The sequence below is a fragment of the Phenylobacterium sp. LjRoot225 genome (assembly GCF_964252855.1).
In the GTDB taxonomy this organism is placed as follows: Bacteria; Pseudomonadota; Alphaproteobacteria; order Caulobacterales; family Caulobacteraceae; genus Phenylobacterium.
The window spans coordinates 1964126-1988362 of the sequence record NZ_CAXUPL020000001.1; the positions used below are offsets into that span (position 1 = coordinate 1964126).

A 24237-nucleotide genomic window follows, 5' to 3' on the forward strand; every position below is an offset into this window, starting at 1 on the left:
CGTCGCCTCGCTTTCAGACGGGGTCGAAATGCACGGTCGGCTTGGCGCCGCTGGTGTAGGGCCGCACGAGCTGGCGGAACTGCTCGTGCGCAGGCTCCGGCCGCGAGGCGAGGTGAGCCTCGACGGACTCCCATTCCGCGAGGAACATCACAGAGTTGAGGTCTTCGACGCCTCGGAGCGCTTTGAACGAGAGCAGGCCCGTGAATTCGCGCGTCAGCGGGATGGCCTTGGACGTCAAGACATCCAGGAACTCGTCCATCAGGCCTTCGCGGATGAACACCTCAGCACGTTCCACAACCATGTGTTCCCTCCGGTAGGTACGGCTCGCCAGCATCTATGCAGCGGCGCCCAAGGCGCCGTGCGGAGCGCCTTGGCCGATGGCCTCGATGCCCTTCAGCGTGGTGCGGTGCATCACGCGGCCGGCCGCATCTGAATAGGGATATGACCGGTGGAGCAGGCCCGGGTTGTTGAAGATCACCAGGTCGCCGTCCGTCCACTTGTGGCGGTAGCAGAACTGGTCCTGCGTGCACCAGGACAGCAGCTCGTCGAGCAGCGCGCGGCTCTCATCATCGCTGAGGCCGACGACGTCACTGGCCGTCGACCCGATCAGCAGCGACGATCTGCCGTTGTTCTGCGTCCACACGAGCGGATGCTCGAGGCGCGGGAAGATCGCATCCCAGCGATCGAAGTCGTCCTGCGTGGGAGCGTCATACAGCTTCCGCAACGCGGCGGAGAGGCAATGCCCGACGCGCAGTGGCTTCAGCTGCTGCCTCCTGGCCTCCGGCAGCGCATCCCAAGCCGCGTGCAAGCTGGCGAAACCGGTGTCGCCGCCGTCGCTCGGCGCCTGCTGGCATTTGAGCAGGGTCGCCTTCACCGGCGTGGCGTAGGACATCCCGTCCATGTGCCAGAAGTCATTGCCGAGGATGAACTCGCGCTGGGTCTTGTCGTCCTTGTCCAGGGCGATCCTGAAGATGCCTTTGCCGCTGGCCTCCGAGCCGTCGTCGGTGACCTTGTTCTCGTGCTTCTCACCCATCGCTGCCGTGAGCTGGAGAAAGACCTCATCGCTCATGTCGACCTGCGGGAAGACCAGCACATTGTAGCGGTTCAGTGCGTCGAGGAGCTGTCCCGGCGCGTCGCCCTTGACCGCGTCCTCGGCACGCACGTGCACGATCGCGCCGAGCGTCGGCTTGATGGGGTCAATCTGGAGCGTCACCGGGGAGCCTCGCTGACTGGCACTGCTACTAAGCATGTGTTTAGTAGTTAGCGCGCTTGCCGTCAATGATGGAGTGCGGCACGCAGCGTGTCGGGTGGCTGGGCGGCAGGAAGGATCGAAGTCAGTGGAGGGCCGGAAGCGAATCCGCAGGGATCCCGAGACCACGCGGAAGCTGATCCTCGATGCGACCGAGAAGCTAATGGTCGAGGAGGGCTACGCCGCCGTGAGCTCACGGCGCGTGGCGCAGGAGCTCGGCCTGAACGCCGCCACCGTGCATTATTACTATCCGACGACGGACGACCTATTCATCGCCCTTCACCGGCGCATGACCGAGAGTCAGGTCGAGCAGCTTGAAACGGTGCTCTCATCCACCGATCCGCTCGAGGCTTTCTGGGTCTTCCAGTCAGGCTGGAGCCAGACCGCGCTCGGGGTCGAGTTCCTCGCCCTGTCCAATCACCGCAAAGCCATTCGCGACAAGCTGGCGGGTTTCACGAGCGGGGCCAGGCTGGTGCAGACCCAGCGCCTGGCGGAGGCCATTGGCGAGCTCTCTGTCGATCCCGCGGTTCTCCCCCCGGTCGCACTGACGACGATCCTGGTCGCGATCGGAAGACTGCTCGCCAACGAAGAGCGCGTCGGGATCACCGAGGGGCACGCCGAAGTCCGCGCCTTCACGGAATGGGCGCTGAAGACCCTCAAGAGGGCGCCGGGGCCGTAGCCCCTTCTCCGCTTGGGACACCTCCGACAAGCGGACGCTCACGAGCAGAGCCTTAGCCGAAGGGGCACGTTCCCAAGGCCTGGTGCAGGCGGCCTGACACAGCGGAGACAATGACACGCGTGGATTGGAGCGTAATCGGTCGCGACCTGATGCGGTTCGGTGATGGTCGAGGGTTCTATTTCCGCTGCTTCCGTGGTCAGCGTGCCCGACCGCCATGCGCCAGGAACGGGCGTTGGCATCGGCGCAAAATCAGGACGTTCCGAAAATGGGGCGGGCCCCCAGCTTCAAGGAGCGCTGGAATGCGCTTCGGCCCGCCTACTCCGCGGCGGCTCTCGGATGGATCTCTTCGCGCAGCAGTGGCCGTGCATCCCGCCGGCGGAGGGCAAAGCCGATGACGACCTCGCCGTCCGCGCAGTAGGCGAACACCCGACCGCCGTGCATCAGCGCGACAGCTTTCACGACCGCCAGTCCCAGACCGTGGCTATCGCCGCTGTTTTCCCGAGCCGGATCAGGGCGGTAGAAGCGGTCGAAGAGACGCCGAAGGTGATCCTCGGGAATGGGGGCTCCCCTATTGCGCACCGCGACGTGGATCTCGGGTCCGTGGTCCTGGATCTGCACGGTCACGCGGCCCGGACGAGTCCCGTGACGGATGGCATTGTCGAGCAGATTGGTGATCGCACGGCCGAACAGCGATGGTTCGACTTCCACAAGCACCTCTCCCTCCACGACGAGCGCCACTCCGGCCTCATCAAACAGGACGTCGAGAAACTCCGCGCTCTTGCGAGTGAGGCCGGCGAGGGACATCGGGACCAGGTTTGCGGCCACGGCGCCCTGGTCGGCGCGCGCCAGGAACAGCATGACGTTGATGATCGAGCGCAGCCGTTCGAGCTCCTCCAAATTCGACTGTAGGACCTCTTCCAGCTCGTCCGTCCGTCGGGCACGGGAGAGGGCGACCTGGGTCTGACCGATCAGGTTGCTTAGAGGCGTCCTCAGCTCGTGGGCCACATCCGCGTTGAAGGACGAAAGGCGGGCATAGGCCTGCTGCAGGCGGTCCAACGCCCCGTTAAACGCGGTGACCAGCCCGCCCAGCTCGCCTGGCAGAGCGTCGTCCGGGAGCCGCAACGTCGGATCGTCAGGATTGAGAGTCCCGGCATGCTGCGAGAGACGTTGTAAGGGCGCCAGACCGCGACGCACGATCCAGAGCCCCAGGAGACTGACGACCGCCACCGTCAGAACCGAAAGGATCAGCACGGCGGCGCCGAGAATCAGGCTCGTGTGGTTCACCGGCGCGGTGTCCGCGCCGATCATGAGCCTCACCGTAGGGCGGGCGCCGAAGGCCGGGATCTCTCTGGTCAACGTCATGAACGTCCGGCCGCCGAAGCTCGCCCGGCCGAAGCCGTCGGGCTCGGCCCTGGTCCGGGCGTTGGACGGCAAGGACCCACCAAACGTGAACCGCGGGTCCGGGCCCTCGACCCGGTAGAACAGCCGGCCGTTCGGGGGCGAGAAGGAGGCGAGCTTGTCCTTTAGACCCCGCCACTTCTCGGGCGAGCCGTTGTAGCGCACCATCGACTGGACGATCTCGAAGCGAGCGTTCAGCTCGGACGCCTGGTGGCGGCGCAGTTCGAAAGTCTGGAACAGGAAGAGGGCGAGCCCGGCCGCCGCCGAGACGACGCCAGTCGTGACGGCGAACATCAGAGTCAGGCGCCCGGCGATGGAAGAGAGCATCAGGCCGGCTCCTCGTCCCGATGCTCCAGCACGTATCCCATGCCGCGCACGGTATGCAGCAGCTTGGTCTGGTTCGGCCCGTCCAACTTCGACCGCAGTCGCTTGATCGCCACCTCGACGACGTTGGTATCGGTGTCGAAATTGATGTCCCAGACAAGCTCGGCGATCACCGTCTTGGAGATAATCTGCGACTGGCGCCGCGCCAGAACGGAGAGCAGCGCGAACTCCTTGGCGGTTAGGTTCAGGCGCTTGCCCGCACGCGTGGCGCGCCGGGCCAGGAGGTCAAGGTGGAGGTCGCCCACCGTGAGGCGCACCGCCTCGTTGCGGCCCCGCCGGGTGATCGCCTGCAGGCGGGCGAGAAGCTCGAGAAACGAGAAGGGCTTGACCAGGTAGTCGTCGGCCCCGGCGCCCAGGCCGCGCAGACGATCGTCCACGCTATCGCGCGCCGTCAGCATGATGACCGGCGTGTCGCTCCGCTCACGCAGCCGCTGCAGCACGCCCACGCCATCCAGCCGGGGCAGCATGACGTCGAGCACCAGGGCGTCGTAGTCGGCGGTCTGGGCCATATGCAGCCCACTCTCGCCGTCGTGCGCGAAGTCGACCACATAGCCCTGCTCGGTCAACCCCTTGCGCAAATAGGCGACCGTCTTGGGCTCGTCCTCGACAATCAGGATCCTCATGGCCTCTCCGTCACGGGCGGCAGGGCCGCGAGCTCACGCTCCAGCCTGGGCGCCGTCGGCGCGACGCCCATCGCACGATAAAGCTCGATGAGCCGGACCGAAACCTCCGCGCCCGAGCGGGCGAGCGCCTGCTCGGCGGAGAAGACCGTTCGTTCAGCGTCCAGCACATCAAGCTGTGAGAGCGCGCCTTCCTGATATTGCAGCCGCGCGAGGTCGGCCGCCCGACGGGCGCCGGCGACCGCCCGGTCGAGCTCGCGAGTGCGCGCCTGGGCCTGGACATACACGGCCGCGCCGGTCTGCACCTCCTGCATCGCCAGGAGCGCCGCTTGCTGGTAGGCGAGGCCCGCCTGACGGAGGCGCGAATTGGCGGCCAGGATCTCGGCGCGGCGCGCGCCGAAGTCGACGACCGGCGCGACGAGGCTCCCGAGGCCCGTGCTGATCCCCGTTCCGCCATCCAGCGCGCGGCTAAGGCCCGCACCTTCCAGGCCGAGAAGTCCGGAAAGGGTGAGGGTGGGAAACCGCAGCGCCGCCACGGCGTCGCGGGATCCGGCGGCCTCGGCGTAGCGATCCGCCGCGGCGCGCACGTCCGGCCGCCCGGCGAGGACCTGCACCGGCGTCATCAGCGCCTGCAAGGGCTCGGCCGAGGGGACGCGCCCAGTCTTCCCTAGCCAGAGGGCCAGCTCTTGCGGCGTCGCGGCGAGCAGGTAGCCCAGACGGAACCGCGCCGCCTCTGCGGCTTGCCGCGCGACGGCGACTTCGGAGCGGGTCTGCGACAGCACGGTCGCGCCGCGTTCGACATCAAGGGCGCTGCCCGCCCCGACCTCGAACCGCGCCTGGGTGATGTCCTGGATCGCCGCCTGGGCCTCGGCCCTGCGGACGGCCAGATCCGCCAGCGCCGACTGGAGCCTATATTCGACATAGGCCGCGGCGACCTCGGCCAACAGCAACTGGCGCACGGCCTCAGCGTCATAACGGCTGGCGCGAAGGCCCGCGTCCGCCGCTCGCCGCGCCGCGCTGAGCCGGCCGCTGAGGTCGGGCTCCCAGGCCAGCCCCAGTCCGACGACCGCCGACGAGGGCTCGCGCCGCCCATCCGACTGAGACGCCGAGGCCGTGCCCTCCGGCCATAGCCGCGCGGCCGCGGCGCGGCGCAGCGCGTGCGCCTCGATCACCCGCTCGGCGGCGAGCTTGAGATCGAGGTTGCGGGCCTCGGTTTCCGCCATCAGGCGGCTTAGCGCCGGATCGTGGAAGCTCGTCCACCAGTCCCTGGTCACCGGCGCCTCGGATGCGGGAAGGTCCGCGGCCCACGCGGTCTGTTCAGCCACCATGGCAGGCGGCGCGGACGGGGTGTGGACGCAGCCGGCCAGCGCCAGGGCGGCAAGGCTTGCGGCAGGCCTGGACGTCACGCGACCCTCCCGATCACACGTTGGAGGCGCGACGGCCGGAGCGCCTGGCCGTGGAACACGCGGTCCAGCGCCACATAGATCGTCGGCGTGGTGAAGAGCGTCAGCACCTGGCTGACCAGCAGGCCGCCTACGACCGCGACGCCCAGCGGCTGGCGCAGCTCGGATCCCGTCCCGAAGGCGAGGATCAGGGGGACAGCGGCGAGCAGCGCGGCGATGGTGGTCATGATGATCGGGCGGAAGCGGGCCACCGCGGCCTCGTACATGGCGTCCTGCGCCGAGAGCCCGCGCATGCGCTGGGCGTCGAGGGCGAAGTCCACCATCAGGATGCCGTTCTTCTTGACGATGCCGATGAGCAGGATGACCCCGATCATGGCCATGATCGAGAAGTCCAGCCGCCAGAGCCAGAGCATCACGACCGCCCCCAGGCCCGCCGACGGCAGGGTCGAGAGGATGGTCAGTGGCGTGCTGAAGCTTTCGTAGAGCACCCCCAGGATGATGTAGACCGCCACCACTGCGGCCAGGATCAGGAGCGGCTGGGAGGCGAGCGACTCCTCGAACGCCTGGGCCGCGCCCTGGGAGACGCCGGTCACGGTGGCCGGCATGACGATCTCGCCCTTGATCGCCTCGATCGCCGCCAGCGCATCGCCGAGAGCGACGCCGGACGGCAGGTTGAAGGAGATGTTCACCGCAGGGGACAAGGCGTTGCGCGTGATCGACAGGGGACCTGCACGCTGGGGCTCGAGCCGCGCCACGGCCGACAGGGGCACCATCGATCCCGTCATGGCCGAGCGGAGGTAGGTGTAGTCGAGGGTCCGCACGGAGGCGTGGGTGGCCGGATCCGCCTCCAGCACCACGCGGTACTGGTTGAGCTGGGTCTGGAACTCGCTGATCTGGCGCTGGCCGAAGCTGTCGTAGAGCGCCTGGTCGATCTGCTCGACCGTCAGGCCGTAACGGGCGGCGGCGTCGCGGTCGATGGTGACCGCCTGCATGCGCGCGCCCAGCTGCTGGTCGTTGCGGACGTCCCGGAACTGCGGCGCCTGCGCCATCCGCTGAGTCAGCCGGTCCGACCAGAGCGCCAGCTCGTCGCTGTCGCTGGAGCGCAGGACGTAGTTGTACTGGGCCGCCCCGCCGCCGACGCCGATGTTGATGTCCTGCGCCGCGCGCAGCGACAGGGTGACGCCCGGAACCTGGGCGAGCTGCGGACGCAGCCGGGCGACGAAGCCCTCGGCCGAGACGTCCCGGTCGGTGCGGTCCTTGAGCACGATCCAGAACCGGCCGTTCGCCAGCGACTGGCTGCCGCCGGTGGGGCCGACCGCCATGTTGAAGCCCTGGACGGCAGGGTCCTTCGCCACGATGGCGGCCAGCGCCATATGCTTGGCGCGCATCGCCTCGAACGAGATATCTTCGGCCGCCTGGGTCTGGCCGATGACGAAGGCGGTGTCCTGCAGGGGGAAGAAGCCCTTGGGGATGAACACATAGGCCGCCACGGCCGCGGCCAGGGTCAGGCCGAAGCTGGCCAGGGTCAGGCGCGGGCGCGCCAGTGTCCAGCCCAACGCCGCGGCGTAGCGGTCGCGCAGCCGGTCGCCGAAGGTCGCCCGACTCGGCGCGTCGGAGTGCGGGCGGCCCTTCATGAAGCGGGCGCACAGCATCGGCGCGAGCGCGAGCGCGGCAACCACGGAGATCAGCAGCGACACCGTGATGGTGAGGGAGAACTCCCGGAACAGCCGCCCGACCACGCCGCCCATGAAAAGCAATGGGGTGAAGGCGGCGATCAGCGACAGGGTGATCGACACCACGGTGAAGCCGATCTCGCGCGAGCCCTTCAGCGCCGCCGCCAGCGGTTCTTCGCCCTGCTCCATGTACCGGTGGATGTTCTCGACCACGACGATGGCGTCGTCGACGATGAAACCCACGGCGATGATCAGGGCCACGAGGGTGAGGTTGTTCAGGCTGTAGCCCAGGACGTACATCGCCCCGAACGTGGCCACCACCGAGACGACGAGCACGGCCCCCACGATCAGGGTCGCCGACAGCCGCCGCAGGAACAGCCCCATCACCGCCACCACCAGGCCCAGGGTGACGAGGAGCGTGATCTCCACCTCGTGCAGCGAGGCGCGGATGGTGCGGGTGCGGTCGTTGAGCACCTCCACTTCGACGTCGGCCGGAATCTGGGCGCGGAGCCCCGGCAGGGCGTCGGTGACGGCGTCGGCGATCCTGACGATGTTCGCGCCCGGCTGGCGGAACACCAGCAGGCCGATTCCCGGCTTCCCGTTCGGGAAGGCGGCGTTGTAGGCGTTCTCCGGTCCGATGCTCACCCTGGCGACGTCGGCGACGCGGACGGGCGCGCCATCCCGGTAGCTCACCACGATGTCCTCGTAGCCGCGGGGCAGGAAAAGCTGGTCGTTGGCTTCGAAGGTCGTGACCGTCTGGCGACCGATCACGGCGCCCTTGGCCTGGTTGACGCTCGCCCTTTGGACCGCCTGGCGGATGTCGGACATGGTCAGGCCATAGGCCGCCAGTCGGTCGGGCTGGGCCTGGATCCGGATGGTCGGCTTCTGCTGGCCGACGATGAACGCCTGGGCGACGCCGTCGATCTGGCTCAGCTGCCGCGCCAGCCGCAGCTCGACGATGTCGCTCAGCTCCGTCAGCGGCATGGATTCGGAGGCGACGCGCAGGACGTACACCGGGGCGTCGCTCGGGTTGATCTTGCGCCAGGTGGGCAAGTTCGGCAGGTCGCTCGGCAGGCGGCCCGACACGCTGTTGATTGCCGCCTGCACCTCCTGCGCGGCCGCGTCGATGTCGCGCGACAGGTCGAACTGCAGCGTGATCGAGGTGACTCCCAGGCCATTGGACGAGGTCATCTCGGTGACCCCGGGAATGCCGGTGAAGGCCGTCTCCAGGGGCGTGGCCACGGCCGAGGCCATGGTTTCGGGGCTCGCGCCCGGCAGGTCGGCGCTCACCTGGATGGTGGGGAACTCCGCCTCCGGGAGGGGCGCGATCGGCAGGTTCGGAAAGGCGAGCGCGCCCAGCAGCACCACGGCTGCGGACAGCAGGGCCGTGGCCACCGGCCGAGCGATGAACCAGGCCGACAGGCCCGGCCGCGCGGTTTCGGCGGGGGGTGTGGTATCCTGGAGCACCGGCTAGCCTCCCATGCCGGCGGCCGCACTGGCTGCCTGGCTCGTCGCCGGCGCCGGGCGGGTCGTCACCTTCGCGCCCGGCTTCAGGCGCGAATAGCCGTCGGTCACCACCAGGTCGCCGGGCGCGACTCCCTTGCTGATGGCCGCGATCCGGTCGTCCGCGTAGGCGACCTCGACCGTGGACCGCTGGGCGGCGCCCTCGCGCACGACATAGACATACTGCCCCTCCAGCCCCGGCCGCACGGCGGCCGCTGGCACCGTGGTGGCCCCGTTGGACTGCCCGGTGCGCACGCGCACGGCCACGAAGGCGCCGGGGATCAGCCGCTCGTCGGCGTTCAAGAACTGCGCCCGCACCCGCGACGTGCCGTTGGCGGCGTCGATGCCGTTGTCGAACGCGGTGATGCGCCCATGGCGGAGCACCACGCCGGCTTCGCGGTCCACCACCTCGACGAAGCCGCCCTGGTGATGCCCCGCGGTCTCGCGGATCGCGCCCAGCACCTGCTGGGGCGCGGAGAAGATGACGGAGATCGGGTTCACCTGGGTGATCGAGACCAGGCCGTCTGCGTCGGCCGTGCGGACCAAGTTTCCTGGATCGACCCGCCGGATGCCTGCCCGGCCGGTCACGGGAGAGAGGATCCGGGTGTACGAGAGGTTGACCCTGGCCGCCTCCAGGTTCGCCCGGTCGAGCCGAACGGTGGCCCGAACCTGGTCGACTTCGGCCGACTGCTGGTCGACCGATTGCCGGGCGATGGCGTTGCGGTCGAGCAGGGTGCGGTAGCGCCCTAGGTTGAGCTCGGCGAGGCGCAGCTGCGCCTCGTCCCGCGCCAGCTGCGCCTCGGCGGCCTCCAGCGCGGCGCGCAGGGCGCGGTCGTCGATGGTGGCCAGCAGCTGGCGCGCGCGGACCATGTCGCCCTCGCGGAACGCGACTTGCGTCAGGATGCCGTCGACCTGGGTGCGCACCACGACGCTTTGCAGCGACTCGACCGTGCCGACGGCTTCGAAGACGTGAGGCACGTCCTGGGTCTGCGCGCGGACGACCTGCACTGGAACCGGCGGCGGTTCCGACGGCCCGCCAGGTTTGGCCTGGGCGGCGAGGACGACGCCGACCAGGCCGCCCAATCCGACGGCGGCCAGGGCGCCGGCGGTGAGCCAGCGTCTTGCAGGGAGAGGCGCTTTCACGGCGGGGCTCGTGGGTTTGCTGGGAGGAACCCCGGATTTCTAGCTGTAGCGGAGGGTCGGGGTGCTGACGGCCACCTGACAAACACGACCTGTTCGTGGCCGAGGTGGTCGATCGGCGGCCGCAGTGAACGACGTTCCGCCCACAGCCGTTGCGACTTTCGCAACAGATCGATCGGAATCGAGCACTGGTTTGCAGCGCCCCATCCAATATTCTGCATTCGATCGGCAAGGCCGCCGGAACTAGAGAGCCTTGCGGCCCTAGAAGACCGAAGACATCGTCCCAGACTAGAAGACGTACGCGGAGGTCGGCGCTCCAACGCTCCTAGAGCTGACATGCGACTGCTCTCTAGACCGCGGGGGTGGAAGTGGCAGCCTCGCGCGCGAAGTCCGGCATTCGGAACCTGTTCGCCTGATGTCCGGTCGCCCCCGCCCCCCCTCTGTCGGCCTCGTGCTGGAAGGCGGCGGCGCCAAGGGCGCCTTGACGATGCGGTTCGTCACCCCCAGGAGCGCCGAGGTGCAGGGCGCGGCTGTGGTCTTCCGCACGCGCCAAACCCGGAGCCTGGGTCTACTCATCCTATGCCGCCGCCGACGCGCCGACGCCATCGGCCGTGCGAAGCTCGACGGCTCGATCCTCGAAAAGGTCGGCGGCCTGATAGAGTGTCTCCCGGGAGACCAAGGCCAGCTTCTCAAGCGTCAACCTGGGCCTCGAACTCGTCGCACTTAGCTGGCGCCAGCAGCCCTATCAACGCCGTGCTCAGGTTGCTGGGAGTGCGGGCTCATCGGATTCCAGTTCCCGGTCGTGGGCGAGCATCGCGCAGTTCCGCCAACGCATAGCCGCATCAAGCAGCCGCCGTCGATCTGCAACGTCGTGGGTTCTGACCATTGCGCCGATCAGTTGTTCGGCGCGGCGATGGCAGTGGTCTTCGGTCACGGCTCCACCTTCCGCATCACGTGGAGCCCAGCCTTAAGCCAACGCGGATGATCCGCGGATGAACGATGGCGCTACGAAGAAAGCCTTTGCTCGCGAATGGCCAGGCCGAACATGAAGGTGGGCGGCGCGACGATCATCAGGATCACCATCAATGTGTTCAGAATGATTTCGGCAAATCCACTCCAGCGGGCTGGGCGGCTTGGGACGTCGCGCTGCTGCACGCGGATGCGAGCCGGATTGTCCCAGGCGCGTTGGATTCCCCGGCGGCCTGAAAACGCCAAAGCAAACCTTCGCACCCTTCCAGAAACACGACATTCCCGAAGGGGCTTGAACGACCGACTTCGACCCAACTCCCAAAGGCGATGGATGAGAGAACTAGCGGGCAGCGGGCGAATACGGGCAACAGAGTCGCGCCGCACCATCAGGATGCGCTTGCCTCGGCGGGCGCACGCAGCTCAACCCGCTTGGCCCCGCCACTCACCGAGCTCATTACGAGCGCGCTAATCAACAAAAGGACGATCGCAGACCCTAGAAAGATCGCGTAGCTGCCGAGCTGATCGAAAGCCGCTCCTGCCGCGAGCGGTCCCAAGGCGGCGCCCAGCGCAATCACGCAGAGCAGCGCGCCCTGGATTGCGCCGAAGTTCCTCAATCCGAACTGTCGTGTCGCCAAATAGGTTATGACGTCAACCTCGGACCCGAGCGCCAATCCGAACACCGCAGCAGCAGCGAAATAACCGGCTCCGCCACCTCCGTCGGCCAGCAGCACCGCGAACCCCGGGATTGGAATCAGAAAGGACGCTGCACCTACGATATGACCTGGAACACGGTCCAGGATCGCGCCTGTGCAGAGCCTTCCGACAAGCGAGAAGACGCCGATGAGGGAGGCGGCGGCGGCGGCTCTCATGGGCCCAGCGCCGCTGCCGGTCAGGATCGGCATGAAGTGGACGACGGCGCCAAAGACAGAGAAGATGAAGAGCCCGCTCGCGAACATCAGCTTGTAAAGGGCCGGCTTGCGCAGAGCCTCCCGGAAGGTGAGTCCTGGCAGCATGTCCGTGGCGACTTGCAACCGAAGGCGCGCTGCGCGCCCGCCGTCCTGCGCGCCACGGAAGAACAAAAAGATGGGTGGGAGCAGCGCGAGCGCCCAGATCCCCCCAAGCCCGATGAAAGCTCGCCGCCAGCCAAAGGTCCCGACCAGCCAGGTCGACAGCAGCGGTAGGACGAATGCCGCCATTGAGGCGCCGCTGAGGGTGATGGCCAGCGCGAGGCCGCGAGCGGCATCGAACCGACTCGCCACGGCGCTCGTCCAGACGGGCGCCTGCACCGAAACGGCGCTCAATGCGACGATCGCCCACAGCATCAACCAATTGGCCATCGTGCCCGTCGCGGAGCCAAGCAGGGCGACGGCCGCCCCGATCAGCAGCACGCCGATCAGGCCGATGCGACGCGGCCCCAGTCGATCGATCAGAACGCCCATGGGCACGCTCGCCAGCGCCACCCCGACGCTCACAATGGCGGCTCCGCTCATGGTCTGCACGCGCGTCCAGCCGAACTCCTGATGAAGCGGCTCCAGGAAAGGACCGATCCCGTAGACGTGCAGCGAACTGGTCGAATAGCCGAGCGCGGCGATTGGCGGGAGATGCCAATACTTAACCCACTCTGCGCGGGCCGATGCTGCCGACAGGCTCATCCCCATCCCTCCGCTGGTTGTGTTTACCGAGCGCCGTTGGAGGGCGGCCCTCGAGCGATCAATCGCCGTTCGCAGGCATGGCGCGGTCGGCGGCTTAGGTGAAGGGCCGTAGGGTCGACCGCACCCGAATTTCACGTCTGTGATGAGCAGCATCGGCCCGGTCGTAGCGAAGCGATGAGCGCGCGCGTTCGGGTCGGCGACAACGACATCAGCGTGGCGGCGCCGGCCGACCCGCTCAGCAGGAGACAGCTACATGACCGGCCCCACCCTTCTCGACGGTCCGACCTCGGCCCCAGCCACCGGCGCTGCGCCGCAGTCACTGGTGATCCTGCTCCATGGCTACGGCTCCAACGGCGCCGACCTGATCGGACTGGTTCCCTATTGGCGCGCGGCGCTCCCCGACACGCTCTTTCTGGCGCCTAACGCGCCGCAGGCCTGCCCCGGCGCGCCGGGCGGCCGGCAGTGGTGGCCACTGACCAGCCTTTCTCCGGAGGCGCGAGCGGCCGGGGTGCGCGTCGCGGCGCCTGACTTAAACACCTACATCGACAGCCATCTCGCCGCGCATGGTCTGGCCGAGGACAGGCTCGCGCTGGTCGGCTTCAGTCAGGGGACCATGATGGCGCTGCACGTCGGGCCGCGTCGGGCAGAGCCCATCGCCGGGATCGTCGGCTATTCAGGGATGCTCGCCGATGCCGATGCCCTGGCCCTAGAGGCGGCGACGAAGCCGCCGGTCCTGCTCGTGCACGGCGACGCCGACGAGGTCCTGCCCGTCACGGCCATGCATCAGGCGAAGACCCGGCTCGAGGCTCTGGGCTTCGAGGTAGCGGCGCACGTCTCGCCGAACCTTGGGCACAGCGTTGACGAAATGGGCCTCCAGCTGGGCGCCGACTTCCTCGCGAACCGCCTCGCCTGACGTTCGGAACGTCGGCTTTCGGGGATCGAGGCGACAGCGACGTAAGGTCGGCCTGGCGCCACAGGCCGACCTTGGCCCCTCCCCGGAAACCCGACCTCCGCGCCGCAGGAGAGCGGCTCGCCAGCTCGTGCAGACGTGGATTGACTGTGGCTGGCGCGCGTGGCTCGTTCACTCAGTCATTTCGGGCGGGGCGATCACCTGCCTTCCCCCACACGGAGCGGCGGCCGACCGAAGCGCCCGGCTCCCGCCATCGCCCCTTTTGAGAGTCGCCTATGGCCACGTTGATCTTGAGCGTCATCGGCAGCGACCGGCCTGGCCTCACCCAGGCGCTCGCGGGCGCGGTCCTCTCGGCCGGCGGCAACTGGCTCGAGAGCCATCTCAGTCGGCTCGGCGGCCTTTACGTCGGATCGGTGCTGGTCGAGCTTGAGACCGACAGCGTTGACAACTTGCGCTCGGCCGTAAGCGAGGTCGACGCCCAGGGCCTCGAGGTGCGGATCGCCCCCGCGGTCGAGGGACCCGGAGCTGCGGGCGATGTGGTTCACTTCAGCCTGGTTGGCCAGGACCGGCCAGGGATCGTCCACCAGGTGACGGCGATCTTGAGCGGCCTCGACGCAAATATCGAGGCCTTCGACACGCACATCAGCGTCGAGCCCCACTCCGGCGCCCCGCTATTCCACATGGACGCGCGTCTGCGGCTGCCGCCCACCCTCCAGGCGGAGGGGGTGCAGGCGGCGCTGGAGGAAATCTCGGCCGAGATCATGGTCGATATCTCGCTCAGCCCGGCGGCGGAGGGCTGACGGCGGCCCTGCGCCGGGAGCGGAAACGTCCCACCTCTCAAGGGCCAGGCTTGAGCTCGCGCGCCGAGTTGTCAGGGCACGATGAGCAAGTAGGCGAATACAGCGAAGATGACGAGGTGCACCGCGCCGTGAAGCACGGTCGTCCGACCGCCGCCGAGCGTCAGGGCGGACACGACGAAGGTCAGGGCGAGCATCACGGTTTCCTTGGCCCCAAGGCCCAAGATGAGCGGCTCGCCCAGCCAGACGGCCACCGCAGCCACGGCCGGAATGGTCAACGAAATGGATGCGAGCCCCGACCCGAGCGCGAGATTCAAGCTGGTCTGCAGGCGATCGCGCCGGGCCGCGGCGATGGCGGCGGCGCCTTCGGGCAGCAGCACCAGGGAGGCGACGACAGCGCCGACGAGGGCGGCCGGCTGGCCCACGCCAAGGCTGCGCACGGCGGACTCGATGGGGTAGGACAGCGTCTTCGCGAGCAGAACGACGGCGCCGAGGGCGACGAGCAGCAGGACGGCCGAGACCCCAGTCAACCGGTTGCTAGGCCGTTCGGCGTGGACGTCCTCGTTTTCTGGCGTGTTTTCCGGGAGGAAGTAGTCGCGGTGCCGAACCGTCTGCACGAATAGGAACACGCCGTAGAGCACCAGGGACGCCGCCGACACGAAGATCAATTGGTCGGCCCTGAACACCGGGCCGGCGAGCGAGGTGGTGAAGACGGGCAGGATCAACGTCAGCGTGGCTGAGGTGGCCAGCACAGTCAGGAAGGCGGCGGCTCCAGGCGCTTGGAAACCTTGCGAGCCGTGCCTGACGCCGCCGAGAATGACGCACAGACCGACGATGCCGTTCAGCACGATCATGACGGTTGCGAACAGGGTGTCGCGCGCCAGGGTGGGGCTGCCGCCGCCGTCCGAGAGCATGATGGAGATGATCAGCGCCGACTCGATCACGGTCACCGCTGCGGCGAGCACCAAGGTGCCGAACGGCTCGCCGACCCGGTGGGCGATGACCTCCGCGTGGTGAACGGCTGCGAAGACGGCGCCGATCAAGGCGGCGAACAAGATGAAGGCTCCGGCCCCAAAAGCCGCGTCCGGCCGCGTGGTGAGGAGGAGCAGCCACCCAAGTATGGGCAGCGCCAAGGACCAGATGGGCACGCCGCCGAGTCTCCTTGCGAATGGCATGCTCGCTCCCCGGCCCCCTGGCCGCCCGCCAGCCCGGCCTGCTTCGTCACACCCTTGAGAGGCAGTGTCGAGCCTTGGTCTGCTTTGCAGGCAGCCATCCCGGCCGACCGGACGCTCCGCCGCGCAGACACGGATAGCGCGCGATCCAGACGTGGCCATGTAGTACTGGGGTGCGCCCTCCACGAGGACCAGCTTTGAGCGCGCCGGCCCTGCAGCTCTTTGGCGACGACATCTGGATCGCCGATGGGACCGAAACCGCGGTAGCCGGCTTCCGGTATCCCACGCGGATGGTTCGTCATCCGCCTGAAGGACGCAGAGCTCTTCGTCTGGTCCCCCGTCTTCTACACAGAAGGGCTCGGCGCCGAGGTGGCGGCGCTGGGCGAGGTGCGCCATCTGGTGGCCCCCAATTCGCTGCACCACCTGTTCCTGGACGCATGGCGCCAAGCCTTTCCAGAGGCCCGGCTCTACGCCGCCCCGGGCCTGCGCCCGCGCCGGCCTGACCTCATATTCGACGCGGATCTGGGTGACGAGCCGCCGCCCGAATGGGCGCAGGACATCGACCAGGTGCTTGTGCAGGGCAACAGGATCACCACCGAAGTGGTCTTCTTCCACCGACGCAGCCGCACGGTCATCTTCACCGACCTGATCCAGCACTTTCGGCCCGGCTGGTTCACCGGATGGCGGGCGCTGGTGGCGCGGTTGGACCTCATGGTCGCAAACGAGCCCTCGGCGCCCCGGAAGTTCCGCGTCGCCTTCATCGACCGCCGGGCGGCGCGCGCCGCCATCCGCCGGATCCTCGCCTGGCCATTCGAGAAGGTCCTGATGGCCCACGGCGCGCCCGTCGAACATGATGGCCGGGCCCTCATCGCCCGCGCCTTTCATTGGCTAAGGCCCTGAGCGCCAGGTTCAAACCGGCGGGGTGGACGCCCCCCGACGACATCGACGTGCCAAAGTGGAGGTGTTGAAGCACCACTACGAAGGAGGCGTCCGTGGGCGAGGTTACAACGATCGGGCTGGATCTGGCTGAGAGCACCTTCCAGCTGGCTCGCGGCGGGCGGATCGGTTGCGGGGCTCCGGCGTTTGCCAGCGGTGGAAAAACGGCGTTACTCAGTCGAGTTCGTCCGCAGCCGCGCTGCCGCGCTGGCCTTTTTCCTCGTGGCGCTGAGCGCGTGCGATCGCGAAGCGGATCGTCCCAATGTCGCGGCCGCGCCGCCCGCGCCGGTCCAGACCGGCGTCGCATCCTACTACGCGCCGGAACTGGCCGGCAAAACCACCGCCAGCGGTGAGCCGCATGATCCCAACGCCCTCACGGCCGCCAGTCGTTCGCTCCCGCTTGGGGCGACCGCCAAGGTCACCAACGCTGAGAGCGGCCAGTCCGTGACGGTCGAGGTCAATGATCGCGGGCCCTACGCCAAGAACCGCATCCTCGACGTCTCGCCGAAAGCCGCCGAGCATCTCGGCTTCAAGGATGAGGGCGTGGCTAAGGTCGCGGTCCAGCCGCTGCCGGAGCGATGAGGTGACGACAAGCTGCAGCGGCTAGGCGCGGCACGCAACCCGCAAGGCGTCGGCGGAACACAAGGTCGAGAGCGTCTCCCGCCGTCGCCGCCCGGTTACGGCGCATTGACAGTCCGCGGCTCCTTGCTTAGCTCGCTCGCGATGGTCCGTCCGCAAGGATGGTGAAAAGGGAATGTCGTGCGGGGCCCGCCCCAAATCGGCAGCTGCCCCCGCAACTGTAAGCGGAAAGCCGCTCGTCTAATCGCCACTGGGATCGCGCCTCACGGGGATCGCGCCTGGGAAGGCCGACGAGCAGCGTTCGATCCGTGAGCCAGGAGACCTGCCATCGAAACATGACTGCGAAACCGGGCGGGGCGCCTCGGTCGCGAGCGGTGCGATGAGCACCTCCCCTCGGGCCGGTCCCAAAGGGCAGTCGGCGTCCCACGCTCGCGTCCTCGGACGCAGGATGGAGGACCGTCGATGGCCGGGACGACCGCAGAGGTCTGCGTTCATGTCTGCGTGACCTGCAAGGCCGATGAGGCTTGCGAGGACGACGCCGAGCGCCCCGGCCAGCGGTTTCGCCGCGCGCTCGACGACGCGCGCGCCGACGGCGACGCCGACTGGCTGGAGATCCGCGAGGTCAACTGCCTGGCCTCCTGCGAGCGCGGCTGCGCCGCCGCCATCTCCATGGCCGGCAAGTGGAGCTATCTGCTCGGCCGGCTGAACCCCGCCAAGGCGGCGGATTTCCTCACCTACGCCACGACCTATCGCGCTTCGAAGACCGGCCTCGTCCTGCCCTCGAAGCGGCCCGCCTCGCTGCACGACGCCGTGCTCGGGCGGATGCCCTCGCTTGTCCCAGCCGCCGGAGATCTCCTGTGACCGCACCGCTTTCGACGGGCAAGACGCCCGTCACCATCATCACGGGCTTCCTGGGCGCCGGGAAGACCACCCTGGTGCGCAACCTGCTGGAGCAGGCCGCGGGCCGCCGGCTCGCGGTCATCGTCAACGAGTTCGGCGAACAGGGCGTGGACGGCGAAACCCTGAAATCCTGCGGGATCCCGGGCTGCGCCGAGGTCGACATCGTCGAGTTGTCGAACGGCTGCCTCTGCTGCACCGTGGCCGACGACTTCGTGCCGACGATCGAGGCGCTGCTGGCCAGGCCCCAGCCGCCGGAGCACATCCTGATCGAGACCTCGGGCCTGGCCCTGCCCAAACCGCTCTTGAAGGCCTTCGGCTGGCCGTCGGTGCGCTCGCGCCTGACCGTCGACGGGGTGATCGCGGTGATCGACGGCCCGGCGGTGGCCGCGGGCCGCTTCGCCGACGACCCCGCGGCGGTCGCCGCCCAGCAGGCGCTGGACCCCAGCCTCGACCACGACAACCCCCTGGCCGAGGTCTACGAAGACCAGCTGTCGGCGGCCGACCTGGTCATCCTCAACAAGACCGACCTGCTGGACGCCGCGGAGATCGCCGAAGTCACCCGCCAGATTACGGCGCATCTGCCCCGCGCGGTGAAGGTGACCCCGGCCCGCGACGGCCGGGCCGACCTCGCCGCCCTGCTGGGCCTGCACGCCGCGGCGGAGAACGACCTGGACGCGCGGCCCTCGCACCACGACGGCGCCGACGATCACGAACACGACGACTTCGAGAGCTTCCTGGTCAGCATCCCGGAGATCGCCGATCCGGACGCCTTCGCCGCCCGGCTGAAGTCCGTGGTCGAGGCGCATGACATCCTGCGGGTGAAGGGCTTCCTCGCCGTGTCCGGCAAGCCGATGCGCCTGGCGCTGCAGGGTGTCGGCGCGCGTTTTCGCCAGCAGTTCGACCGGTCGTGGACGGCTGACGAGGCGCGCGCCGGACACCTGGTGGTGATCGGCCAGACCGGGCTCGACCGCGCCGCCATCACGGCTGGGATCCTCGCCTAAGCCGATGCACCTGCTGGTCCGGGAGACGCGCTCGCTCGACGAGACCGAGATCGCCGAGGATCTCGGGCAGAGCCCGGCTGAGCTGGTCGTGCTCTCCTTCTCCGACGCGGACCTGACGGCGCTGGCGGCGGCCTGGGCTCGGCTGGGACCTGAGCGGCCGAGCCTGCGGCTGGCGAACCTCGCTCGCCTGCGCCATCCGATGTCGGTCGACCTCTATGTCGAACAGGTGGTCGCCCAGGCCAAGGCCGTGGCGGTGCGGCTGATCGGCGGACTCGACTATTGGCGCTACGGCTGCGAGGAGCTGGCGGCGGTCTGCCGGGCGAACGGCGTCCCGCTGGCCCTGCTGCCCGGCGACGCCCGGCCCGACGAACGGTTGACGGCGCTCTCGACCCTGCCGGCCGCCTGGCTCGAGACCCTCGACCTCTACCTGCGCGAGGGCGGGCCGCAGAACGCCGCCGCAGCCCTGCATCTGCTCGCCTCGGCGGCCGGTCTCGCCGAGCCGCCCGCCGCCCGTCCCGAACGCCTCCCCGACTGCGGCGAACATCTGCTGGCGGGCGCAGCGTCCGAGCCCTCTCCCCTGGCGGTGATCGTCTTCTATCGCTCGCACCTGATGTCCGGCGACACCGCCCCGATCGACGCCCTGGCCCAGGCTCTGGCCGAGCGCGGGCTGGGCGTGCGGGCGCTCTACGTCACCAGCCTGAAAGCGCCCGGGCCGGCGGCCTTCGTCGCCGAGGCCCTGGCGCGCTGGCGCCCGGCCGTGGTGCTGAACGCCACCGGCTTCTCGGCCCGCACCGACGACGGGCGGGGCTCGCCGCTCGACGCCGCGGACGCGCCGGTGCTGCAGCTGATCCTGTCGGGCGCCGCCCAGGCGGACTGGGCCGCCTCGACCCGCGGCCTCGGCCCCGCCGACCTCGCCATGCAGGTGGTGCTGCCGGAGCTCGACGGTCGGCTCGCCACCACCGCCATCTCCTTCAAGGCCGTGTGCGAAGCCGCGCCGGAGCTGGAGTTCGTCGGCAAGGCGCACCGTCCCGACCCGGCCCAGACAGCGCTCGCAGCCGACCGCGCGGCGGGCTGGGCGAGACTTGCGGCGACCCCGCCGTCGGAACGGCGGGCAGCCATCATCCTCTCCGACTATCCTGGCGCCGTCGGCCAGGTCGGCCATGCGGTCGGGCTCGACACCTTCGCCAGCCTGGAGGCGATCGAGGCCCTGCTGCGCGAGGCCGGCTACGATTGCGGCGCCACAGCCGAGGACGAGGGCGAGGATGCGAGCCGCGCCCTGCGCGAGCGCCGCGCCGCGCCGCTCCTGACGCTCGATCGCTACGCCGAGCTGTTCGCCGAGCTGCCGCCGGCCCTGCAGACCCAGGTGCGCGACGCCTGGGGCGAGCCGGACGCCGATCCGGCCGTGGTCGACGGCGCCTTCGCCCTGCCCGTCCAGCGGCGCGGCAAGCTGCTGGTCGCCGTGCAGCCGAACCGCGCGGGGGCGAGCGAGCACAAGACCGCCTACCACGACGCCGACCTGCCGCCGCGCCATGCCTATCTCGCCTTCTACCTCTGGCTCCGGCGCGAAGCCGGCGTCCAGGCCATCGTCCACCTCGGCGCTCACGGGTCCCTGGAATGGCTGCCGGGCAAGGCCGCGGCGATCGCCGCCGACGACTTCCCCGCCGCCCTGATCGGCGGGACGCCGGTCATCTACCCCTTCATCGTCAACAACCCCGGCGAGGCGGCGCCGGCCAAGCGCCGGCTGGGCGCCGTGCTGATCGGCCACCTGACGCCGGCGTTGAAGTCCGCCGGCGCGCACGGGGCGGCCTTCGAGCTCGAACGGCTGGTCGACGAATACGCCGCCGCCGACGGCCTCGACCGGCGCCGCGGCGTCCTGCTGCGCCGGGAGATCCTCGAGCGCGCCGAGGCGTGCGGTCTGCTGACCGAGAGCGGGGCCGATCCGCGGGTTTCCGAGGAGGAGGCGCTGGCCCGCCTCGACGCCTATCTGTGCGATGTCAAGGACCTGCAGATCCGCGACGGCCTGCACGTCTTCGGTCTGGCGCCCGCGCCGGAGCGCCGCGACGCCCTGCTCAAGGCCCTGCAGCGCTCGACGCCCGCAACCGCCGAGGCCGAGCTGGCGCGCAAGCTCGACGCCTGCGCCGCGGCCGAGCGCGACGCCCTGCTCGCCGCGCTGGACGGCCGCTTCGTACAGCCCGGGCCGGCCGGCGCACCCACCCGCGGCCGCGCCGACGTGCTGCCGACCGGACGCAACCTCTACGCCGTCGATCCCCGCGCCGTCCCGACCCGCTCGGCCATGGTCCTGGCCGAGAAGGCGGCCGAAGAGCTGCTGCGTCGTCACCTCCAGGACCACGGCGACTGGCCGCGCAGCCTGGTGCTCGACCTCTGGGGCAGCGCCACCATGCGGACCGGCGGCGAGGACCTGGCGCTGGCCTTCATCCTGATGGGCGCCAAGCCGGTCTGGGATCACGAGTCCGCCCGGGTCAGCGGGGTGGAGATCCTCCCCTTGGCCGTCCTCGACCGGCCGCGGGTGGACGTGACCGTGCGGGTCTCCGGTCTGTTCCGCGACGCCTTCGAGGCGCAGATTCTGCTGTTCGACGCCGCCGTGCAGGCGATCGCCGCGCGCGACGAGCCGGCGGAGTGGAACAGCCTCGCCGCCCAGGCCCAGGGATTATCGGGACCTGAGCTGCGGTCCGCGACAACCCGCATCTATGGCGCGGCGCCGGGCGGCTATGGCGCCGGCGTCGGCGGCCTGCTGCAGGCCAGCGGGGTCGCCGACAGGGCCGAGCTGGCCGCCGCCTATCTCTCCGCCTCGGGCCATGCCTACGGCCAGGGCCTGGGGGGCGAGGCCGATGCGACCGGCTTCGCCGCGCGTGTGGCCGGCGCCGAGGCCTTCGTCCACACCCAGGACCACGCCGAGATCGACCTGCTCGACGGCGACGACTTCGCCGCCCACGAAGGCGGGTTCGCCGCCGCCGCCGACAGCCTGGGCGCCCGGCCGGCCCTCTATCACGCAGACACCTCCCGCCCCGACGCGCCGAAGGTGCGGACCGTCAGGGAGGAAATCGCCCGCGTGGTGCGCGGCCGCCTCGCCAACCCGGCCTGGATCCACGGCATGATGCGGCACGGCTATCGCGGGGCCGCCGAGATCGCCAAGGGCGTCGAGGGCCTGTTCGGCTTCGCCGCCGCCCTGCCCAACCGCCTCGACGCCCAGTTCGAACTGGCCTTCGAGGCCACCCTCGCCGACCCCGAGGTCGACGCCTTCCTGCGGACAGCCAACCCCGAGGCCCGCGCCGCCATGGCCGAGCGGTTCCGCCTGGCGCTCGCCCGCGACCTCTGGCGGCCGCGCCGCAACAGCGTCGGCGCGATCCTGGACGCAGCGCCATGACCGGTCGCGTGCGCGGATGGTGCCCCTCGCTGTTCGAGCCGATGGCCTCGGGCGACGGCCTGCTGGCGCGGGTGAAGCCGCCGCTCGGCCGGCTGAGCGCCGAGGCCGCGCGAGCGCTCGCCGTCGCCGCCCAACGGTTCGGAAACGGTCAGCTGGAGCTCACCAATCGCGCGGCCCTACAGGTGCGCGGACTGTCGGAGGCGTCGCTGCCGCCGTTCCAGCAAGCGGTCCTCGCCGCCGGCCTGGCGAGCGCCGATCCTGCGGTCGAGCGGCGCCGCAACCTCGTCGTCTCGCCGCTGGCGTCGGCGGCGGGCGTCGCCCTGGCGACCGAGCTGGAGGCCTGGATCGCCGACGACCCCGCGTTGGCCGCCTTGCCGTCGAAGTTCGGCTTCACGGTCGAGGCGCCGGGCGGCGACATCGGCGTCGAACCTGATCCGCAGGGTTGGCGCATCCGGCTTGCAGGCTGCGAGGCGAGCGGTCTGACGGCGGAGCCGTTCGCCGCCATCCGGATCATCACCCACCGGTTCCTGGCGCTCGCGGCCGAGCAGGCCGAACCGCCCCGCCGGATGGCGGATCTCGTTGGGCGTTGCGGCCCCGAAGCGATCTTGACTGGCGTCGACGTCGCCGAGGCGCCGAACGCCCCCTCAGTCGCTTCGCGACACCTCCCCCGCGTTGCGGTGGAGCATCTTCGGCCCAGATCCTCCACCGCAACGCGGGGGAGGTGGATCGCCGAAGGCGAGACGGAGGGGGCGTTCCTCGCCGCCGGCGAAATTGGCAACGTCTTCGCCCTCGGCCTGCCCTTCGGCGCTTTCACGGCGGACGATCTCGACCTGGCCGCCGACTTTGCGGAGCGCTTCGCTGATGGCGAACTGCGGACCAGCCCGTGGCGCGCCCTGGTCCTGGCTGGCGTGTCGGATCCGGCCAGCCTGGAAGCCCTCGCCCGCGCCGCCGGCTTCCTCGTGGACCCGCAGGATCCGCGCCTCTCGGTGATCGCCTGCACCGGCGCTCCGGGCTGTGCGAGCGCGCACGCCGCGACGCGGATCGACGCGGCCGTCCTCGCCGCCCAGCGCCTGCCCGGCCGCGTCCACCTCGCCGGCTGCGCCAAGGGCTGCGCCCATCCCGCGCCCACCGCCTTCACCCTGGTCGCCACGGCCGACGGCTACGACCTGGTGCGCGACGGCCGCGCCGGCGCCCTGCCGGAGCGGCGCGGCCTCACCCTGTCCGAGGCGGCCCGCCTCCTCAACGAGATCCCATGAGCCAGACCCTCGACTACGTTCGCGACGGGGCGGCGATCTATCGCCAGTCCTTCGCCACCATCCGCGCCGAGGCCGACCTCGCCCGCTTCAGCCCGCTGGAGGAGCGCGTCGCCGTGCGCGTCATCCATGCCTGCGGCCTGGTCGAGGCGGCGGCCGACCTGGCCTTTTCGCCGGACTTCGCCGAGGCCGCCCACAGGGCCCTGCGCCGCGGCGCGCCGATCCTCTGCGACGCCGAGATGGTAGCCCACGGCGTGACCCGCGCCCGGCTGCCGGCGGCCAATCCCGTGGTCTGCAACCTGCGCGATCCGCGGACCCCGGACCTTGCGGCGAGGCTCGGCACGACACGATCCGCAGCAGCCCTGGAGCTCTGGCGCCCCCGGCTCGAAGGCGCCGTGGTGGCGATCGGCAATGCGCCCACCGCCCTCTTCCACCTGCTGGAGATGCTGGCGGCGGGCGCGCCACGGCCGGCGGCGATCATCGGCATGCCGGTGGGCTTTGTCGGGGCGGCGGAGTCCAAGGCGGCGCTGACGGAGCTGTCGCCCGTCCCCTGGGCGATCATCAAGGGCCGCAAGGGGGGCAGCGCCATGACCGCGGCGGCCGTCAATGCGCTGGCGAGCGACGTCGAATGAAC

General features: G+C 69.8%; 21 protein-coding genes and 1 riboswitch. Of the genes, 10 read left to right on the forward strand and 11 right to left on the reverse strand.

The window, feature by feature from the left end:
* Positions 1 to 13 precede the first annotated feature (13 nt).
* Together ACSQ2B_RS09220 and ACSQ2B_RS09225 are read right to left on the reverse strand one after the other, a co-directional pair.
* Positions 14 to 301 (reverse strand): putative quinol monooxygenase, encoded by a 288-nt coding sequence (locus ACSQ2B_RS09220; protein ID WP_436049164.1) that lies wholly within the window; start codon positions 299 to 301, stop codon positions 14 to 16.
* 33 nt (positions 302 to 334) lie between these two features.
* Positions 335 to 1213: a TauD/TfdA dioxygenase family protein gene (locus ACSQ2B_RS09225; RefSeq protein ID WP_436049165.1), complete on the reverse strand. Its 879-nt coding sequence runs from the start codon at positions 1211 to 1213 to the stop codon at positions 335 to 337.
* A 124-nt stretch (positions 1214 to 1337) separates the two neighbouring features.
* Between ACSQ2B_RS09225 and ACSQ2B_RS09230 the strand changes: the two genes are divergently transcribed.
* Positions 1338 to 1928, forward strand: a complete 591-nt coding sequence (locus ACSQ2B_RS09230) for a TetR/AcrR family transcriptional regulator (protein WP_436049167.1) — start codon at positions 1338 to 1340, stop codon at positions 1926 to 1928.
* A gap of 315 nt (positions 1929 to 2243) precedes the next feature.
* On the opposite strand, the gene ACSQ2B_RS09235 is transcribed toward ACSQ2B_RS09230, so the two are convergent.
* The 8 genes from ACSQ2B_RS09235 to ACSQ2B_RS09270 all read right to left on the reverse strand — a co-directional run bounded on the left by ACSQ2B_RS09235 (position 2244) and on the right by ACSQ2B_RS09270 (position 12670).
* Positions 2244 to 3653, reverse strand: coding sequence for a heavy metal sensor histidine kinase (locus ACSQ2B_RS09235; RefSeq protein WP_436049169.1), 1410 nt, complete (start codon positions 3651 to 3653; stop codon positions 2244 to 2246).
* Positions 3653 to 4333: a heavy metal response regulator transcription factor gene (locus tag ACSQ2B_RS09240; protein ID WP_436049171.1), complete on the reverse strand. Its 681-nt coding sequence runs from the start codon at positions 4331 to 4333 to the stop codon at positions 3653 to 3655. The genes ACSQ2B_RS09235 and ACSQ2B_RS09240 overlap by 1 nt, the downstream gene beginning before the upstream one ends.
* Positions 4330 to 5736 carry a TolC family protein gene (locus ACSQ2B_RS09245; RefSeq protein WP_436049173.1) on the reverse strand — a complete coding sequence of 469 codons (1407 nt, stop codon included), beginning with the start codon at positions 5734 to 5736 and terminating at the stop codon, positions 4330 to 4332. Before ACSQ2B_RS09245 ends, ACSQ2B_RS09240 begins: the two co-directional genes overlap by 4 nt.
* Positions 5733 to 8873, reverse strand: a complete 3141-nt coding sequence (locus ACSQ2B_RS09250) for an efflux RND transporter permease subunit (protein ID WP_436049175.1) — start codon at positions 8871 to 8873, stop codon at positions 5733 to 5735. Before ACSQ2B_RS09250 ends, ACSQ2B_RS09245 begins: the two co-directional genes overlap by 4 nt.
* 3 nt (positions 8874 to 8876) lie before the next feature.
* A complete protein-coding gene (locus tag ACSQ2B_RS09255; protein ID WP_436049177.1) occupies positions 8877 to 10052 on the reverse strand; it encodes an efflux RND transporter periplasmic adaptor subunit in 1176 nt (391 codons plus the stop codon).
* 754 nt (positions 10053 to 10806) lie between these two features.
* The gene (locus tag ACSQ2B_RS09260; protein WP_436049178.1) at positions 10807 to 10983 is read right to left on the reverse strand and encodes a hypothetical protein; all 177 of its coding nucleotides are present in this window, start codon (positions 10981 to 10983) and stop codon (positions 10807 to 10809) included.
* Positions 10984 to 11054: 71 nt separating this feature from the next.
* A complete protein-coding gene (locus ACSQ2B_RS09265; RefSeq protein WP_436049180.1) occupies positions 11055 to 11264 on the reverse strand; it encodes a hypothetical protein in 210 nt (69 codons plus the stop codon).
* Positions 11265 to 11404: 140 nt separating this feature from the next.
* Complete coding sequence (locus tag ACSQ2B_RS09270; RefSeq protein ID WP_436049182.1) at positions 11405 to 12670, reverse strand: MFS transporter; 1266 nt, start codon at positions 12668 to 12670, stop codon at positions 11405 to 11407.
* Between the two features lie 253 nt (positions 12671 to 12923).
* Here ACSQ2B_RS09270 and ACSQ2B_RS09275 point away from each other — a divergent pair, with 253 nt between their 5' ends.
* Together ACSQ2B_RS09275 and ACSQ2B_RS09280 are read left to right on the forward strand one after the other, a co-directional pair.
* Positions 12924 to 13583 (forward strand): alpha/beta hydrolase, encoded by a 660-nt coding sequence (locus ACSQ2B_RS09275; RefSeq protein WP_436049184.1) that lies wholly within the window; start codon positions 12924 to 12926, stop codon positions 13581 to 13583.
* A 272-nt stretch (positions 13584 to 13855) separates the two neighbouring features.
* Positions 13856 to 14380 (forward strand): glycine cleavage system protein R, encoded by a 525-nt coding sequence (locus ACSQ2B_RS09280; protein ID WP_436049186.1) that lies wholly within the window; start codon positions 13856 to 13858, stop codon positions 14378 to 14380.
* Between the two features lie 71 nt (positions 14381 to 14451).
* On the opposite strand, the gene ACSQ2B_RS09285 is transcribed toward ACSQ2B_RS09280, so the two are convergent.
* Positions 14452 to 15525, reverse strand: a complete 1074-nt coding sequence (locus ACSQ2B_RS09285; protein ID WP_436049187.1) for a calcium:proton antiporter — start codon at positions 15523 to 15525, stop codon at positions 14452 to 14454.
* Between the two features lie 330 nt (positions 15526 to 15855).
* Between ACSQ2B_RS09285 and ACSQ2B_RS09290 the strand changes: the two genes are divergently transcribed.
* The 7 genes from ACSQ2B_RS09290 to ACSQ2B_RS09320 all read left to right on the forward strand — a co-directional run bounded on the left by ACSQ2B_RS09290 (position 15856) and on the right by ACSQ2B_RS09320 (position 24235).
* Positions 15856 to 16449, forward strand: coding sequence for a DUF4336 domain-containing protein (locus tag ACSQ2B_RS09290; RefSeq protein WP_436049612.1), 594 nt, complete (start codon positions 15856 to 15858; stop codon positions 16447 to 16449).
* Positions 16450 to 16641: 192 nt separating this feature from the next.
* On the forward strand, positions 16642 to 17067 hold the full coding sequence (locus ACSQ2B_RS09295; RefSeq protein WP_436049189.1) for a septal ring lytic transglycosylase RlpA family protein: 426 nt from the start codon (positions 16642 to 16644) through the stop codon (positions 17065 to 17067).
* Between the two features lie 125 nt (positions 17068 to 17192).
* A riboswitch (cobalamin riboswitch) is annotated at positions 17193 to 17408 on the forward strand.
* A 118-nt stretch (positions 17409 to 17526) separates the two neighbouring features.
* Positions 17527 to 17925 carry a DUF1636 family protein gene (locus tag ACSQ2B_RS09300; protein ID WP_436049191.1) on the forward strand — a complete coding sequence of 133 codons (399 nt, stop codon included), beginning with the start codon at positions 17527 to 17529 and terminating at the stop codon, positions 17923 to 17925.
* On the forward strand, positions 17922 to 18965 hold the full coding sequence (gene cobW / locus ACSQ2B_RS09305) for a cobalamin biosynthesis protein CobW (protein ID WP_436049192.1): 1044 nt from the start codon (positions 17922 to 17924) through the stop codon (positions 18963 to 18965). Before ACSQ2B_RS09300 ends, cobW begins: the two co-directional genes overlap by 4 nt.
* Positions 18966 to 18969: 4 nt before the next feature.
* A complete protein-coding gene (gene cobN / locus ACSQ2B_RS09310) occupies positions 18970 to 22350 on the forward strand; it encodes a cobaltochelatase subunit CobN (RefSeq protein WP_436049193.1) in 3381 nt (1126 codons plus the stop codon).
* Positions 22347 to 23606 carry a precorrin-3B synthase gene (gene cobG / locus ACSQ2B_RS09315; RefSeq protein ID WP_436049195.1) on the forward strand — a complete coding sequence of 420 codons (1260 nt, stop codon included), beginning with the start codon at positions 22347 to 22349 and terminating at the stop codon, positions 23604 to 23606. Before cobN ends, cobG begins: the two co-directional genes overlap by 4 nt.
* Positions 23603 to 24235, forward strand: a complete 633-nt coding sequence (locus ACSQ2B_RS09320; protein ID WP_436049196.1) for a precorrin-8X methylmutase — start codon at positions 23603 to 23605, stop codon at positions 24233 to 24235. Before cobG ends, ACSQ2B_RS09320 begins: the two co-directional genes overlap by 4 nt.
* Positions 24236 to 24237: the final 2 nt, after the last annotated feature.

Bases quoted from the DNA above. Each gene is read 5' to 3' on its own strand.
- ACSQ2B_RS09220 (WP_436049164.1), bottom strand. From the start codon at position 301: ATGGTTGTGGAACGTGCTGAGGTGTTCATCCGCGAAGGCCTGATGGAC.
- ACSQ2B_RS09235 (WP_436049169.1), bottom strand. From the start codon at position 3,653: ATGCTCTCTTCCATCGCCGGGCGCCTGACTCTGATGTTCGCCGTCACG.
- ACSQ2B_RS09240 (WP_436049171.1), bottom strand. From the start codon at position 4,333: ATGAGGATCCTGATTGTCGAGGACGAGCCCAAGACGGTCGCCTATTTG.
- ACSQ2B_RS09270 (WP_436049182.1), bottom strand. From the start codon at position 12,670: ATGAGCCTGTCGGCAGCATCGGCCCGCGCAGAGTGGGTTAAGTATTGG.
- ACSQ2B_RS09275 (WP_436049184.1), top strand. From the start codon at position 12,924: ATGACCGGCCCCACCCTTCTCGACGGTCCGACCTCGGCCCCAGCCACC.
- ACSQ2B_RS09280 (WP_436049186.1), top strand. From the start codon at position 13,856: ATGGCCACGTTGATCTTGAGCGTCATCGGCAGCGACCGGCCTGGCCTC.
- ACSQ2B_RS09300 (WP_436049191.1), top strand. From the start codon at position 17,527: ATGGCCGGGACGACCGCAGAGGTCTGCGTTCATGTCTGCGTGACCTGC.
- cobN (WP_436049193.1), top strand. From the start codon at position 18,970: ATGCACCTGCTGGTCCGGGAGACGCGCTCGCTCGACGAGACCGAGATC.
- cobG (WP_436049195.1), top strand. From the start codon at position 22,347: ATGACCGGTCGCGTGCGCGGATGGTGCCCCTCGCTGTTCGAGCCGATG.
- ACSQ2B_RS09320 (WP_436049196.1), top strand. From the start codon at position 23,603: ATGAGCCAGACCCTCGACTACGTTCGCGACGGGGCGGCGATCTATCGC.